The organism is Cellulomonas sp. KU4C (assembly GCF_056868065.1).
This window is the reverse complement of sequence record NZ_CP200322.1, coordinates 1,183,433-1,197,681: the sequence shown is the minus strand read 5'-3', so window position 1 is coordinate 1,197,681 and position 14,249 is coordinate 1,183,433. Positions and strand designations below refer to the sequence as shown.

Annotated in this window: 14 protein-coding genes; 3 read left to right on the top strand and 11 right to left on the bottom strand. The window is 74.8% G+C overall.

All coding sequences use genetic code 11. The annotated features are described in order from the left end of the window. Nucleotides 1–103: 103 nt before the first annotated feature. The 4 genes from AC1VL8_RS05695 to AC1VL8_RS05680 all read right to left on the bottom strand — a co-directional run bounded on the left by AC1VL8_RS05695 (nucleotide 104) and on the right by AC1VL8_RS05680 (nucleotide 4,401). A complete protein-coding gene (locus AC1VL8_RS05695; protein ID WP_483074485.1) occupies nucleotides 104–1,576 on the bottom strand; it encodes a dihydrolipoamide acetyltransferase family protein in 1,473 nt (490 codons plus the stop codon). Between the two features lie 35 nt (nucleotides 1,577–1,611). After that, on the bottom strand, nucleotides 1,612–2,601 hold the full coding sequence (locus AC1VL8_RS05690; protein ID WP_483074484.1) for an alpha-ketoacid dehydrogenase subunit beta: 990 nt from the start codon (nucleotides 2,599–2,601) through the stop codon (nucleotides 1,612–1,614). Next, nucleotides 2,598–3,722 (bottom strand): pyruvate dehydrogenase (acetyl-transferring) E1 component subunit alpha, encoded by a 1,125-nt coding sequence (gene pdhA / locus AC1VL8_RS05685; RefSeq protein WP_483074483.1) that lies wholly within the window; start codon nucleotides 3,720–3,722, stop codon nucleotides 2,598–2,600. Before pdhA ends, AC1VL8_RS05690 begins: the two co-directional genes overlap by 4 nt. A gap of 262 nt (nucleotides 3,723–3,984) precedes the next feature. Next, nucleotides 3,985–4,401, bottom strand: a complete 417-nt coding sequence (locus AC1VL8_RS05680; RefSeq protein ID WP_389233767.1) for a MarR family winged helix-turn-helix transcriptional regulator — start codon at nucleotides 4,399–4,401, stop codon at nucleotides 3,985–3,987. Between the two features lie 742 nt (nucleotides 4,402–5,143). Between AC1VL8_RS05680 and AC1VL8_RS05675 the strand changes: the two genes are divergently transcribed. Beyond that, entirely contained in the window at nucleotides 5,144–5,503 is a 360-nt protein-coding gene (locus tag AC1VL8_RS05675) for a hypothetical protein (protein WP_483074482.1), read from the top strand. Between the two features lie 4 nt (nucleotides 5,504–5,507). Here the strand turns inward: AC1VL8_RS05675 and AC1VL8_RS05670 are convergent, their stop codons facing one another. The 6 genes from AC1VL8_RS05670 to hisC form a co-directional block, all read right to left on the bottom strand. Further along, nucleotides 5,508–5,777: a hypothetical protein gene (locus AC1VL8_RS05670; protein WP_483074481.1), complete on the bottom strand. Its 270-nt coding sequence runs from the start codon at nucleotides 5,775–5,777 to the stop codon at nucleotides 5,508–5,510. A 74-nt stretch (nucleotides 5,778–5,851) separates the two neighbouring features. After that, nucleotides 5,852–6,109, bottom strand: coding sequence for a hypothetical protein (locus tag AC1VL8_RS05665; protein ID WP_483074480.1), 258 nt, complete (start codon nucleotides 6,107–6,109; stop codon nucleotides 5,852–5,854). A gap of 75 nt (nucleotides 6,110–6,184) precedes the next feature. Next, nucleotides 6,185–6,625, bottom strand: a complete 441-nt coding sequence (locus AC1VL8_RS05660) for a response regulator (RefSeq protein WP_389233773.1) — start codon at nucleotides 6,623–6,625, stop codon at nucleotides 6,185–6,187. Nucleotides 6,626–6,627: 2 nt separating this feature from the next. After that, entirely contained in the window at nucleotides 6,628–8,214 is a 1,587-nt protein-coding gene (locus tag AC1VL8_RS05655) for a sensor histidine kinase (RefSeq protein WP_483074479.1), read from the bottom strand. Continuing rightward, nucleotides 8,211–9,443 carry a PP2C family protein-serine/threonine phosphatase gene (locus AC1VL8_RS05650; RefSeq protein ID WP_483074478.1) on the bottom strand — a complete coding sequence of 411 codons (1,233 nt, stop codon included), beginning with the start codon at nucleotides 9,441–9,443 and terminating at the stop codon, nucleotides 8,211–8,213. The genes AC1VL8_RS05655 and AC1VL8_RS05650 overlap by 4 nt, the downstream gene beginning before the upstream one ends. Before the next feature lie 76 nt (nucleotides 9,444–9,519). Continuing rightward, nucleotides 9,520–10,584 (bottom strand): histidinol-phosphate transaminase, encoded by a 1,065-nt coding sequence (gene hisC / locus AC1VL8_RS05645; protein ID WP_483074477.1) that lies wholly within the window; start codon nucleotides 10,582–10,584, stop codon nucleotides 9,520–9,522. A gap of 82 nt (nucleotides 10,585–10,666) precedes the next feature. On the opposite strand from hisC, the gene AC1VL8_RS05640 reads away from it, so the two are divergent. After that, entirely contained in the window at nucleotides 10,667–11,050 is a 384-nt protein-coding gene (locus AC1VL8_RS05640; RefSeq protein WP_389233784.1) for a phage holin family protein, read from the top strand. Nucleotides 11,051–11,069: 19 nt separating this feature from the next. On the opposite strand, the gene AC1VL8_RS05635 is transcribed toward AC1VL8_RS05640, so the two are convergent. Then, the gene (locus tag AC1VL8_RS05635) at nucleotides 11,070–12,626 is read right to left on the bottom strand and encodes a GAF domain-containing protein (RefSeq protein ID WP_483074476.1); all 1,557 of its coding nucleotides are present in this window, start codon (nucleotides 12,624–12,626) and stop codon (nucleotides 11,070–11,072) included. 173 nt (nucleotides 12,627–12,799) lie between these two features. Here AC1VL8_RS05635 and purB point away from each other — a divergent pair, with 173 nt between their 5' ends. Continuing rightward, entirely contained in the window at nucleotides 12,800–14,248 is a 1,449-nt protein-coding gene (gene purB / locus AC1VL8_RS05630; protein ID WP_483074475.1) for an adenylosuccinate lyase, read from the top strand. The last annotated feature ends 1 nt before the right edge of the window (nucleotide 14,249 follow it).

The window sequence follows — 14,249 nt, the reverse complement described above, 5'->3', positions numbered from 1 at the left end:
CCCCGGCCCGGTCCGCCCGCGGGGTCGCCACCTCCGGCCGAGGTCGCCCGCAGGACGGTGCGACCTCGGCCGCGTGGGGCGGCCTCGGCGAGGCGGGTGGGGGTCAGCCCCAGACGAGCGCCTGGGCCGGGTTCTCCAGGACGGCGGCGACGTCGGCGAGCAGCTGGGAGCCGAGGGCGCCGTCGACCAGGCGGTGGTCGACGCTGAGCGCGAGCTGGGTGACGTGCCGGACCTTGATCTTGCCCTTGTGCACCCACGGCTGCTCGCGGATCGCGCCGAACGCCAGGATCGCGGCCTCGCCGGGGTTGAGGATCGGGGTGCCGGTGTCGATGCCGAACACGCCGACGTTGGTGATCGTGATGGTGCCGTCGGACATGTCGCGGGGCGTGGTCTTGCCGGCGCGGGCCGTGGAGGTCAGTGCGGCGAGGCCCTCGGCGAGGTCGTGCAGCCCGAGGGTGTGCGCGTCCTTGATGTTCGGGACGACGAGCCCGCGGGGGGTGGCCGCCGCGATGCCGAGGTTCACGTAGTGCTTGTAGACGATCTCCTGCGCGGCCTCGTCCCAGGACGCGTTGATGTCCGGGTGGCGGCGGACCGCGAGCAGCAGGGCCTTCGCGGCGATCAGCAGCGGGGTGACGCGCACGTCGGCGAACTCGCGGTCCTCGCGCAGCCGGGCGACGAGCTTCATGGTCTTGGTGACGTCGACCGTGCAGAACACCGTGACGTGCGGGGCGGTGAAGGCGGAGGTGACCATCGCCTCCGCGGTGCGCTTGCGCACGGACTTCACCGGGACGCGGGTCTGGCGGCCGTCGGGCGAGACGGTGCCGGACGCGAGCCACGGCTGGTCGTCGCCGGGGTAGGTGGCGAGGGTGCGGGCCTCGGCGGAGGCCTGGTGCGCGAGCACGTCCTCGCGGGTGACGATCCCGCCCGGGCCGGTCGCCTGGATGGAATCGAGGTCCACGCCGAGGTCCCGGGCGAGCTTGCGGACCGGCGGCTTGGCGAGCGCACGCTGCCCGGTCGCGGCCGTGGTGGCGGGCGAGGGCGCGGGGGCCGGCGGGGCCGGGGTCGGGGCCGGGGCCGGGGCCGGGGCCGGGGTGGATCCACCCACGGCGGGGTCGCCCTCGGCGGACGTGAACCGCGCCCGGCGGCGGGTCGGCGCCGCGGCGGTGCCGTAGCCGACCAGCACCGCACCACCGGGCTCGTCGGCGGGCTCGTCGGCGGTCTCGTGGCGCGGGTCGGCCGCGACGGGCGCCGCCACGGGGTCCGCGTCCGACGTCGGCCCGGACACCGCGACCTCGGGCCCGGTGCCCGCGGGGGCGGGCGCCTCCCCCGTCGGGTCGGTGTCGATCTCGATGATCGGGGTGCCGACCTCGACGGTCTCGCCCTCGGCGACCATCAGCCGCGTGACGACGCCGGCGAACGGGCTGGGCAGGTCGACCAGCGACTTCGCGGTCTCGATCTCCACGATGGTCTGGTTGATCGCGACCGTGTCCCCGACGGCGACGTGCCACGCGGCGATCTCGGCCTCGGTGAGGCCCTCGCCGGCGTCGGGGAGGCGGAACTGCTGGTAGGACGGCACGGGTGCTGCTCCTCGTCGGTGGTGCGGGAGGTCGGTCAGTGCGCGAGCACGCGGTCGACGGCGTCGAGGACGCGGTCGAGACCGGGCAGGTACTCGTGCTCGAGCTTGGCGACGGGGTACGGGGTGTGGAACCCGCCGACCCGCAGGACCGGCGCCTCCAGGTGGTAGAAGCACTCCTCGGTGACCCGCGCGGCCACCTCGGCGCCGGTGCCGTACAGCACGGGGGCCTCGTGGACGACGACGCACCGGCCGGTGCGGCGCACGGACGCGGCGACGGTCGTGAGGTCGAGCGGGGAGATCGCGCGCAGGTCGACGACCTCGACGCTGCGGCCCTCGGCGGCGGCCGCGTCGGCGACCTTCAGCGCGGTGGCGACGGTCGGGCCGTGGGCGACGAGCGTGACGTCGGTGCCGGCCCGCAGCACGCGGGCGCCGTCGAGCGTGGAGGCCGCGGCGAGCGGGTCGGCGTCGGTGTCGACGTCGCCCTTCTCCCAGTACCGGCCCTTGGGCTCGAAGAACATCACGGGGTCCGGCGACGCGACGGCCTGCTGGATCATCGTGTACGCGTCCTGCGGGTCGGACGGGCTGACCACGCGCAGGCCGGCGGTGTGCGCGAACAGCACCTCGGGCGACTCGCTGTGGTGCTCGACCGCGCCGATGCCGCCGCCGTAGGGCACGCGGATGACGACGGGCAGGTTCAGCCGGCCGCCGGAGCGGTAGTGCATCTTCGACAGCTGCGTGGTGATCTGGTCGAACGCCGGGAAGATGAACCCGTCGAACTGGATCTCGCAGACCGGTCGGTAGCCGCGCAGCGCGAGGCCGATGGCGGTGCCGATGATGCCGGACTCGGCGAGCGGGGTGTCGACGACCCGGTCCTCGCCGAAGTCCTTCGCGAGGCCGTCGGTCACGCGGAACACGCCGCCGAGCGCGCCGATGTCCTCGCCCATCAGCATGACCTTGGGGTCGCGCTCGAGGGCCTTGCGCAGCCCGGTGTTGATCGCCTTGGCGAACGTCAGGCGCTGGGTCACTTCTCACCTCCGGCGAACGAGGCCTCGTAGCGCTCGAACCAGGCACGCTCGGCGTCCACCACGGAGTGCGGGGTCGCGTACACGTGCTCGAACATCGTGCTGGTCTCCGGCCGGCCGAGCGCGCGGACGGTGGTGCGGATCCGCTCCCCCAGGGCGTCGGCCTCCGCGGCGACCTCGGCGCGGAACGTGTCCGGGAGCCCGCCGGTCGCGGCGAGGTGCGCCTCGAGCCGGTCGATCGGGTCGCGGCGGCGCCAGTAGTCCTCCTCCGCGGAGGAGCGGTACCGGGACGGGTCGTCGGACGTGGTGTGCGCGCCCATCCGGTAGGTGAACGCCTCGACGAGGGTGGGGCCGCCGCCGGACCGGGCGCGCTCGAGCGCCTCGGCGGTGACGGCGTAGCAGGCGAGGACGTCGTTGCCGTCGACGCGGACGCTCGGGACGCCGAAGCCGGGGCCGCGGTCCGCGATCGGCACGCGCGCCTGGCGGGTCGTCGGCTCGGAGATGGCCCACTGGTTGTTCTGGCAGAACAGGACGAGGGGGGCGTTGTTCACCGCGGCGAACACGAGCGCCTCGTTGACGTCGCCCTGCGCGGTCGCGCCGTCGCCGAAGTAGGTGACCACCGCGGTGTCGCGGTCGGGGTCGCCGGTGCCGACCGCGCCGTCGCGCTGGACGCCCATCGCGTACCCGGTGGCGTGCAGCGTGTGCGAGCCGATCACCAGCGTGTAGAGGTGGAAGTTGAACTCCTGGGGGTCCCAGCCGCCGTGGTCGACACCGCGGAACAGGCGCAGGACGCGGGTGAGGTCGAGGCCGCGGGTGTGCGCCACGCCGTGCTCGCGGTAGGACGGGAAGACATAGTCCTGCGGGGCCAGCGCGCGGCCGGAGCCGACCTGCGCGGCCTCCTGGCCGAGGCACTGCGCCCAGAGACCGAGCTCGCCCTGGCGCTGCAGGGCCGTCGCCTCGGTGTCGAACCGGCGCACGATCACCATGTCGCGCCAGAGGCCGCGCAGGGCGTCGCCGTCGAGGTGGGCGACGCGGGGGCTGTACTCGGGGTGGTCCACGCGCTCGCCGGTGGGCGTGAGCAGCTGGACCAGGCCGTCGTCGGTGAGCGGACCGCTGGGGCTCACGCGGTTCTCCTTCGCCTGGGGGTGCCCCCGGGCGCCGGGAGCCTGTCTAACCTACGCCAGCGTAGGCTACGCAACCGTAGGTCCAGCCCCCCGCCCGCCGTCAAGACGGGCGCTCCCCCGTTGTCCGTTCCCGACAACCCCCGCTCCCGGCGCTCCCGCGGCGGTCGAGGTCGAGGGTTCATGACCGGACGGGGCCCGGAAACCCTCGACCTCGCGCGAAACCCTCGACCTCGGCTGCCGAGGCGCCGGGGGGAGGGAGGGGTCAGGGGGTGGTGGCGCGGGCGAGCAGCGCCGCGAGCTGGGCGCGCTCGGCGGGGGCCAGCGCCTGGACGCCCGGGAGGGTGGCCGCGCGGTCGAGCAGGGCGGCGCGGGCGGCCTGGCCCTCCTCGGTGAGCTCGAGCGTGCGGACGCGGCGGTCGTCGGCGGCGGGGACGCGGCGCGCGAGGCCGGTCTCCTCGAGGCGGCCGGCGATCAGCGTGACGTTCGACGGGTCGCACCCGAGCTGCCCGGCGAGCTGCCGCAGGGGCTGCGGCTCCCGGTCGCCGTCGGCCAGCCAGAGCAGGTTCGCGCACGCGCCGGTGAGCCCGAGCTCGTCGAGCAGGGGCCGCATGTGCTCGGTCGTGGCGGCGTGCAGCTGCGCCACGAGGTAGGCGATGTCGGCTGAGTCGGGGTCGGACATGAGGCGATCGTATCCCTTGACAGAGTCATTGAGTTGCTCAACGATCGATACCTGAACCACTCAAGCACCACCCGGAGCGGAGCATGCCCATGACCCTGACCGCCACGCCCCCGACCAGCACGACGACCCGGTTCCCCCTGACCTGGACCGAGGCCGACGCCCCCCACCTCAGCGGGCGCACCGTCGTCGTCACGGGAGCCACCAGCGGTCCGGGCCTGCTGCTCACCGGCCACCTCGGCGCGCTCGGCGCGCACGTGGTCCTCGCCGCCCGGGACGAGGCGAAGGCCACGGCGGCCCGCGCGGAAGCTCCTCGCCCGCGGCACCGGCACCGACCTGGCCGAGCGGCTCGAGGTCCGCCGGCTCGACCTCGCCGACCAGGACTCGGTCCGCCGGTTCGCCGACGACTGGCTCGACACGGGCCGCCCGCTCGACGTGCTGGTGAACCACACCGGCGTCGCCCACCAGCCCGACCGGCTGAGCCCGCAGGGCCACGAGAGCCGGCTCGCGACGCACGTCCTCGGCCCGTTCGCCCTGACCGGCCGGCTGCTGCCGGCACTGCGCGCGTCCGAGGCGACCGGCCCCGGGCCCCGGGTCGTCACCGTCGGGTCGACCTTGTACCGGCGGGTCCCGGGCGACGACCTCGACGCCCTCCGCGGCACCGGCCCCCACGCCGGCGGCATCGCCTACCTGCGGGCCAAGGCCGCGGTCACCGCGTGGGCCCGGGAAGCTCGACCGTCGCCTGGTGGGGGACGCGGGGACGGGCACGATCGGCGGCACGACGGACTCGGGCAGGGCCGTCGTCCGCAGCCTGGTCGCGCACCCCGGCACGGCCTCGACCCCGCCGCAGGCGTCGTCCCGGGTGCTGGCGCTGGTGACGCGGCTGCTCGCCGCCCGGCACGGCCGCCCGGCGGACCAGGGCGTGCTGCCGCTGCTCTACGCGGCGACCGACGCGGGGGCACCGGCGGACCGGCTCCTCGGACCCGGCCGCACGCACGACGACCGGGTGCACGCGACGCGGTTCGTCCGCGCGGCCGCCGACCCGGCGTTCGCGCGCCGGCTGTGGGCGTTCGCCGAGGACCTGACCGGGGTGCGGTACCTGTAGGCGCTCAGCGACCGAACCCGAGCGGCCGCTCCCGTCGAGCGGCGTCCTCCAGGCTGCGGACCCGACGCTCGGCCTCCTCGGCCCGCCGCTCGACCGGCCAGGCGGAGAACGCGAACACGAGGACGACGACGACGTTCACCAGCGGGACGAGGACGGCGAGCGCCCACCAGGGCGAGAACCCCGCGCGTGACGCGATGCGGGAGTAGGCCCACAGGAAGAACGGGAGGGCCACGAGGAAGATGACCACACCGAAGAGGTCGCCAGAGCTGTTCATCCCCCGATCCTGGCGCCGGGCGCACCACTCACGACGCCACCGGCCGGACTCGCCCGCCGCTGGGTAGGTGGGGTCTACGAGGGTCGCCGGCCGCACCCGGCGCCGTACTCGTGGTGGCGCAGGCGAAGGCTCGCCTCCTCCGCCTGCCGCTCGATCGGCCAGGTGGTGAACGCGAACCCCACCACGGCGATCAGGTTGACGAGGGGGACGAGCAGCAGCAGGACCCACCACGCCGAGTAGCCGGCGCGTTGCAGCACCTGCACGCCCGAGCAGAGCAGGAGGACGGTGGCGACGAAGGAGACGACCGCGGCGGCATCGGAAAGATCGCTCATGCGGCGAGCATGGCGCGCCCTGCCACCACTCAACCGACCGCCGTCGACGCCGGGCGCACCCGGGTAGGTGGCGCCTCAGCGCTGGGGCAGGCGGACGACCTCGACGAAGAACTCGTCGATCTGCCGGACGACCTCGATGAACCGCTCGAAGTCCACCGGCTTGGTGACGTAGGCGTTCGCGTGCAGCGAGTACGAGCGGACGACGTCCTCCTCGGCCTCCGACGTCGTGAGCACGACGACCGGGATGCTGCGCAGCTTCTCGTCGCTCTTCATCGCCTCGAGGACCTCGCGCCCGTCCATCCGGGGCAGGTTGAGGTCGAGGAGCACCAGGTCCGGGGTGGGCGCGTCGGCGTGCTCGCCCTCCTTGCGCAGGAACGCGAGCGCGCTCACGCCGTCGGCGACGACCTGGAGCCGGTTGGCGACCTTGTTGTCCTCGAACGCCTCGCGGGTCATCAGGACGTCACCCGGGTCGTCCTCCACGAGCAGGACGTCGATGACCTTGCCGGTACGTGCCACGTTCACTCCGCTCCCTCGGGCCGGTCGGCCCCCGCGGCGTCGACGGCGACGGCCGGCAGCGTCCAGCGGATGCTGGTGCCGGGTCCGTCGGTCTCGCCGAGCCAGATGCGACCGCCGTGGTACTCGACGATCTTCTTGCACAGGGCCAGGCCGATGCCCGTCCCCTCGTACACGTCCTTCGGGTGCAGCCGCTGGAAGATCACGAAGACCCGGTCCGCGTACTGCGCGTCGATGCCGATCCCGTTGTCCCGGCACTCGAGCTCCCAGAAGTCTCCCACCCGGGTGGCGGTGATCCGGACCACCGGGGGGCGCTCGGGGTCGCGGAACTTGATCGCGTTGCCGACGAGGTTCTGCAGCAGCTGGACGAGCAGGGGCCGCTCGCCGCGGACCACGGGGAGCCCGTCGGCCTCGATCACCGCGCCCGTGTCGTCGGCCAGCTGCTCCAGGTTCTCGAGGGCGTCCGCGACCGCGTCGCCCAGCGGGACGTCCGCGAGCTCCCCGCCGAGGCGCCCGACGCGGGAGAAGCCGAGCAGGTCCTGGATCAGCTGCTGCATGCGCTTGGCGCCGTCGACGGCGAAGGCGATGTACTGGTCGGCGCGCTCGTCCATCTGGCCGCCGTAGCGCTTCTGGAGCAGCTGGGTGAACGACGCGACCTTGCGCAGCGGCTCCTGGAGGTCGTGGGAGGCGACGTAGGCGAACTGCTCGAGGTCGCGGTTGGAGCGGCGCAGCTCCTCGGCCTGGTCGGCGAGCCGGTCGTGGGCCTCGGCGATCGCCGCGCGGGACGCCTCGACCTCCTGCACCTGGGCCACCAGCGCCAGGCGCATCCGCTCGACGGTCGCCGCCAGGTCCGCGATCTCGCCGGGCCCCGTCGACGTCACGGGGTGGTGCAGGTCGCCGGTGCTGACCGCGTGCGCGTCGGCGCCCAGCGCCTCGAGCGGCTCGGTGATCCAGCGCCGGAGTGTGCGCCACAGCACGACGCCCGCGACCCCGCCGGCCAGCACCAGCGCGACCAGCGAGCCGATCACCACCTGCGTCCACGTCGCGAGGTCGGTCGCGGCGGCGAGCCGGCGCTCGCGCAGCAGGTCGATGTAGGCCTCGACGGCGGTGCGGGTCTCGTCGAACAGCACCCGGCCCTGCTCGATCTGCTCGCCGGGGACGGCGGCGGGACCGCCCGCGGCGACCTCCTCGATCACGGGCTGCGCGAACCGGGCGTCCCAGCGCTCCGCGGCGTCGACGGCCTGGGCCGCCGCCTCGCGCACGGGCTCGCTCGCACCGGTCGCCGGGTCGGCCATCCGCTCGAACGCCGTGACCGCGTCCTGCGCCCGCTCGTACGGCTCGAGCGTGCCGTCGAACCCGGTCAGCGCGTACCCGCGGACGGCCGTCTCGGCGTCGACGAGCCGGGTGTAGGAGGTCTCCGCGTCCGTGATCGCGGTGAAGTACCGCTCGGTGACGAGGTCCTGGGTGTCGAGCATCCGCCACAGCGCGACGCCGGAGCCGACCAGCACCAGGCCGAGGACGATCCCCGCCGCGGTCAGCGCGAGGCCCAGGCGGTGCCGCAGGGTGGCACGCGCGCGCAGGGGTGCGCTCACGCGGTCTCCCCCGCCCAGCCGACGACGACCACGGCCGTGTCGTCCACGAGGTCGCCCCCGTGCCGGCGACGCACCTCCCGCAGGACGTCGTCGACCAGGTCGGCGGAGCCCGCGCGCAGCGCGTCGTCGACCACGGCGAGCAGACCGGCGTCGCCGACCCGGTCCCGGGTCCCCGCGACCGTCGCCTCGAGGACGCCGTCGGTGTACATCATCAGGCGCCAGCGCTCCCCGAGCTCGAGCCGCAGGGGCTCCCACGTGCCGGGGACCGGGATGCCGAGCGCCCGGCCGCGCGCGTCGGTCGGCAGCAGCCGCGACGCGCGGCCGGCCGCCGGGTCCCCGAGCAGGAACGGGACCGGGTGGCCCGCCAGGTACAGGTGCACGGCGGTCCGGTCGGCGGCGACCTCGATCATCGACATCGTCGTGAAGACCTCCTCGCGCGCCCGCTCCGCGACGAGCACGCGCTCGAGCAGGGGCAGCAGGTCGGGCGTCGGGACGTCCGCGAGCACGAGCGTGCGCCAGGCGGTCCGCAGCACCGCGCCGAGCGCGGCCTCGTCGGGCCCGTGGCCGCAGACGTCGCCGACGACGGCGAGCACCGTGCCGTCCGGGCGCTGCACCACGTCGTAGAAGTCGCCGCCGAGCACGCCGTCGCGGCCCGCCCGGTAGCCGACCAGGACCTCCAGGTGGTCGTCGGCGACGGACGGCCGCGGGAGCAGGGCGCTCTCCAGGCGGACGGTCTCCTGCGCGCGGACCTCGCTGCGGTAGAGCTCCTGGTCGGCCTCCTGGAGCAGGCGGCGCTGCACGGCGTACCGCACGGACCGGCCGAGCAGCTCGCCGTCGACCTCGCCCTTGACCAGGTAGTCCTGCGCGCCCGCGGACACCGCGCGCAGCCCCGTGTCGGTGTCGGTGCGCCCGGTCAGGACGACGACGGCCGGGGCGCCGGCGGCCAGCAGCCGCTCCAGGGCGCCGAGCCCCACCGAGTCCGGCAGGCCGAGGTCGAGCAGGACGCAGTCGACGTCGAGCCGGGCCGTGGCCTCGTCGAGCGTGCGGGCGCGCCGCAGCCGCACGTCGAGACCGGCGTCGGCCAGGTGCTCCTCGACCAGGAGCGCGTCGCCGTCGTCGTCCTCGACGAGCAGGACGGTCAGCGTCTCGGGGTCGAGGCGCCCGGACGGGTCACCCGCGCGACCGTGCCCGGACAGGGCGGACCCGTCCGGCTTCGTGCTCTCGGTCACCCGGTCCCCCACTGTCGGCTGCAGGCAGCATATGCGCGACCTGCGGCAGCGCACGCCGGGACGGTGCGCGCGCCGGTCAGCGGCGGGTGTCGCGCGCCACCGCGAGGACCACGTCCGTCGCCTCCGGCTCGCCGACGCTGATCCGCACCCCGTCACCGGCGAACGGCCGCACGACCACCCCGGCCGCCGTCGCCTCCTGCGCGAACCGCGCGGCGTCGTCCCCGATGCCGAGCCAGACGAAGTTCGCCTGGCTGTCCGGGACGTCCCAGCCGAGGTCGCGCAGGCCGGTGAGCATCCGGGTCCGCTCGTCGACGATCCGGTCGACCCGCGCCAGCAGCTCGTCCGAGGCGCGCAGCGACGCCACGCCCGCCAGCTGGGCCAGGTGGGAGACGCCGAACGGGGTCGACGCGGCGCGGATGCCCGCGGCCAGGCGCTCGTGCGCGACGGCGAACCCGACCCGCAGGCCCGCGAGCCCGTAGGCCTTGGAGAACGTGCGCAGCAGCACCACGTTCCGGTGCGCGGCCAGCACGGCGAGCCCGTCGGCGGCGTCGGGGTCGCGCACGAACTCGACGTACGCCTCGTCCAGCACCACCAGCACGTCGCGCGGCACGGCGGCCAGGAACTCCGCCAGCTCGTCGGCGTGCACCGCCGGGCCCGTGGGGTTGTTGGGCGTGCAGACCAGCACGACGCGGGTGCGGTCGGTCACGGCCGCCGCGAGCGCCGGCAGGTCCAGCCGCCCGTCGGCGTGCACGGGCACCGGGACGCCGGTCGCACCCGCGAGGGTCACCGCGATCGGGTACGCCTCGAACGACCGCCAGGGGTGCACGACCTCGTCGCCCGCGTCGCAGAACGCCGCCAGGACGTGCCCGAGCACGGCCACCGACCCGCAGCCGGCGACCACCTGCGCGGGCTGCACGCCCAGGTGCCCGGCGACCGCCTCGACCAGGTCGGTCGCGTACATGTCCGGGTACCGGTTGACGTCGACCGCGCCGTCCGCGATGGCCGCGACCACCGACGGCAGCGGCGGGTACGGGTTCTCGTTCGACGACAGCTTGTACGCGGCCGCCCCGACGGGGACGCGGGCGCCCGGGACGTAGGGCGGCAGGCTCGCGAGCGCGGGGCGCAGGGGGACGTGCTTCACGGCGCCGATCCTGCCACCGAGCGGCGCGGGCCCGGCCCGCGTGACCGGTGCGTGGGCGCTGCGGCGGTGGCAGGATCGGCGCATGAGCTTCCTGCTGCGTGTCCTGATCAGCGGCGTCGCCCTCTGGCTCGCCGAGGTCCTGCTCCCCGGCATCACCGTGGTGGGCGCCGACACCCCGGGCGGCCAGGCGGTCGTGATCCTCGCGGTGGCGCTGGTGTTCGGCGTGATCAACGCCGTGGTGAAGCCGATCGTGCACGTGCTGTCGATCCCGCTGTACATCCTCACGCTCGGCCTGTTCACGCTGGTCGTGAACGCGCTGATGCTGCTGCTCACCGCGTGGATCACCGAGCAGACGTCCTGGGGCCTGCGCATCGACGGGTTCGGGGACGCGTTCATCGGCGCGCTGATCGTGTCGGTGGTGTCGTTCGTCCTCAGCGTGGCGATCCCCCGCAGCCGCGACCGCTGACCCCGGGGCCGGGCGGCGGTCAGCCCGCGCGGAAGCTGCGGGCCATCTCGCGCTGCTGGTCCAGCACCTCGCCGATCCGGGCCTGCACCTCGTCCATCCGCCGGATCGTCGTGCTCACCGAGTCGATCCCGCGGGACACCGCGGCGGTGTTCGCCTGGATGTCCGCGACCTGCTGCTCCACGCGCGACGTCGCCGCGGAGGTGCCGCCCGCGAGGTCCTTGACCTCGGTCGCGACGACCGCGAACCCACGGCCCGCCTGACCCGCGCGCGCCGCCTCGATGGTGGCGTTCAGCGCGAGCAGGTTGGTCTGGTCGGCGATCGTCGAGATGACCCGGATGACGTCGCCGACGGCGGAGGACGACGCCTCGAGCGTGCGGACCTCGTCGGCCATCGCGGCGGTCTGGGCGACCGCCTCCTCGGCGACCCGCACGGCCTCGGACGCGCTCTCCGAGAGCTGCGCGACGCTGCCGAGCAGCGCCTCGGACGCGGCCCGGTCCCGCGACGCCGCCCGGAGGATGTCGAGCCGCTGCGACACGAGCTGGGCCACGTTGCGCAGCGAGCCCCGGCGACTGTCGCTGAGCTCGATGGTCTGGGTGGTGAAGAAGTCCATCGTGCCGAGGACCTCGTCGCCGACGATCACCGGGATGCACACCCCGGACCGCACGCCGGCGCGCTGGGCGGCGGGGGCCCGGACGCAGTCGGTCAGCTCGCCGAGGTCCCGCACGAACACCAGGTCGCGGGCCCGCCACGCCCGCCCGGCCAGGCCGACGCCCTCGGCGAAGCTCGCGGCCAGCGTCACGCGGCGGAACTCCTCGCCGGCGGTCCCGGACTCGACGGCGAACCGCAGCACCCGCGCCTCGGTGTCCACCGCCCAGAACGAGCCGTAGTCCCAGCCGAACTCCTCGCGGACCGTGTCCAGCGCGGTGCGCAGCGCCTGCTCCTCGTCGCGGCACGCGCCGACCTTGGCCACCGAGGTGGTCACGGCCTGCTGGTCGCGGGCGGTCTGGGCGATCTCCTCGGCGGCGTGCTGCGCCTCGAGGGCCTGCGACACGGTGCGGGCGAGGACGTCGAGGACGAGCACCTGGTCCGGGCCCTCGGTGCGGGGCGTGCGGGACAGGAAGTCCAGCACCGCCACGACCGTGCCGTCGCGCCACAGCGGCATGGTCATCGCCCCGCGCGCCCCGGCCCGCAGGAACACCTCGCCGCGCGCGCAGGTCGGGGCGTGGTCCTGCAGGTCCGCGACCGGCAGCACGCCGTCGCGCTGCCAGGCCAGGCCGCACAGGCCCACGCCCTTGGCCATCCGCCAGTCCGGCGTCATCGCGGTCAGCTCGGCGGACAGCTCACCGGTCTGGGCGAGGAACGTCAGCTCGCCGCGCCGCTCGTCGACCTGCCACGCGGAGGCGTAGTCGAAGCCCAGGCCGCGGCGGATCGTGTCGACCACGTCCCGCAGGTCCCGGGTGCCGCCCATCTCGCCGAGCGCGCGCACCACCTCGTCGAGCGCGCGCAGCTCGCGGCGCACGTCGACGGCCGGCGCGGTGTCGACCGTCCTGGCCCGTCGCCCCAGCAGTCCAGCCATGTCGATCTCCTCGTCGCCCGCCGTGCTCACCCGCCGCATGCCGCAGCTGTCCCGCACGGCTCCCCCTGAGTGGTCCTCCGATCGGCAGGCGAGGCGGTTGCCTGAGGGATGCGGCCGAACCCGACGCGGACAGGGCCACGACCAGCGCGGGAGGGCGTGGGAGGATGCGACCCATGCCCGCGCACGCCGCCCCCGCCCCCCGCGCGTCCCTCGCCGAGGTGGAGCCGCCCATCGCCCTCGGACCGCTGGACGGCCGCTACCGCCGGACCGTGGCCCCCCTCGTGGACCACCTGTCCGAGGCCGCGCTGAACCGCGAGCGGGTGCACGTCGAGGTCGAGTGGCTGATCCACCTCACCTCCCACGGAGTGGTGCCCGGGGCACCGGCGCTGTCGGACGCCGAGCAGGCCTACCTGCGCGCGGTCGTCACCGACTTCGGCGCGCAGGACGTCGCGCGGCTCGCCGAGCTGGAGCGCACGACCGTGCACGACGTGAAGGCCGTCGAGTACTTCCTCAAGGAGAAGATCGCCGCCGCGCCCGAGGTGCTGGGCGACACGGTGCTGCCGTCGGTCGCGGAGCTCGTGCACTTCTGCTGCACCAGCGAGGACGTCAACAACCTGTCCTACGCGCTGATGGTCCGCGGCGCGGTGCACGACGTGTGGCTGCCCGCCGCGACCGGCCTGGTCGACGACCTCGCTGCGCAGGCGCACGCGCTCGCCGACGTGCCGATGCTCGCGCTCACCCACGGCCAGCCCGCGACGCCGACCACCCTCGGCAAGGAGCTCGCCGTCCTCGCGCACCGGCTGCGCCGCCAGCTGCGCCGCGTCGCCGGGGCGGAGTTCCTCGGCAAGCTCAACGGCGCGACCGGCACCTACGGCGCCCACGTCGTCGCGGTCCCCGGGGCGGACTGGCCCGCGGTGAGCCGCGCGTTCGTCGAGCACCTCGGCCTGACCTGGAACCCGCTGACCACCCAGATCGAGTCCCACGACTGGCAGGCCGAGCTGTACGCGGACGTCGCCCGGTTCAACCGGGTGCTGCACAACCTCGCGACCGACGTGTGGAGCGACATCTCCCGTGGGGTGTTCACCCAGATCCCCGTGGCCGGGGCGACCGGCTCGTCGACGATGCCGCACAAGGTGAACCCGATCCGGTTCGAGAACGCCGAGGCCAACCTCGAGCTGTCCTGCGCGCTGCTCGACACCCTGTCCGCGACGCTGGTGACCAGCCGCCTGCAGCGCGACCTCACGGACTCGACGACGCAGCGCAACATCGGCCCGGCGTTCGGGCACGCGCTGCTGGCGATCGACAACGTGCGCCGCGGGCTCGGCGCGCTGTCGGTGGACCGCGACCTGCTGGCCCGCGAGCTCGACCAGAACTGGGAGGTGCTCGGCGAGCCCGTCCAGTCGGCCATGCGCGCCGCCGCCGTCGCCGGGGTCACGGGGATGGAGAACCCGTACGAGCGGCTCAAGGAGCTCACCCGCGGCCGCCGGCTGACCGCCGACGACATGCGCGAGTTCATCGCCGGCCTGGGCCTGCCCGCCGACGTGGCCGAGCGCCTGCAGGCCCTGAGCCCCGCGACGTACACGGGCCTGGCCGCGTCGCTGGTGACGTACCTCGACGCCTGAC

Bases quoted from the DNA above. Each gene is read 5' to 3' on its own strand.
- AC1VL8_RS05640 (WP_389233784.1), top strand. From the start codon at position 10,667: ATGAGCTTCCTGCTGCGTGTCCTGATCAGCGGCGTCGCCCTCTGGCTC.
- purB (WP_483074475.1), top strand. From the start codon at position 12,800: ATGCCCGCGCACGCCGCCCCCGCCCCCCGCGCGTCCCTCGCCGAGGTG.
- AC1VL8_RS05635 (WP_483074476.1), bottom strand. From the start codon at position 12,626: ATGGCTGGACTGCTGGGGCGACGGGCCAGGACGGTCGACACCGCGCCG.
- AC1VL8_RS05670 (WP_483074481.1), bottom strand. From the start codon at position 5,777: ATGAACAGCTCTGGCGACCTCTTCGGTGTGGTCATCTTCCTCGTGGCC.
- AC1VL8_RS05680 (WP_389233767.1), bottom strand. From the start codon at position 4,401: ATGTCCGACCCCGACTCAGCCGACATCGCCTACCTCGTGGCGCAGCTG.
- AC1VL8_RS05665 (WP_483074480.1), bottom strand. From the start codon at position 6,109: ATGAGCGATCTTTCCGATGCCGCCGCGGTCGTCTCCTTCGTCGCCACC.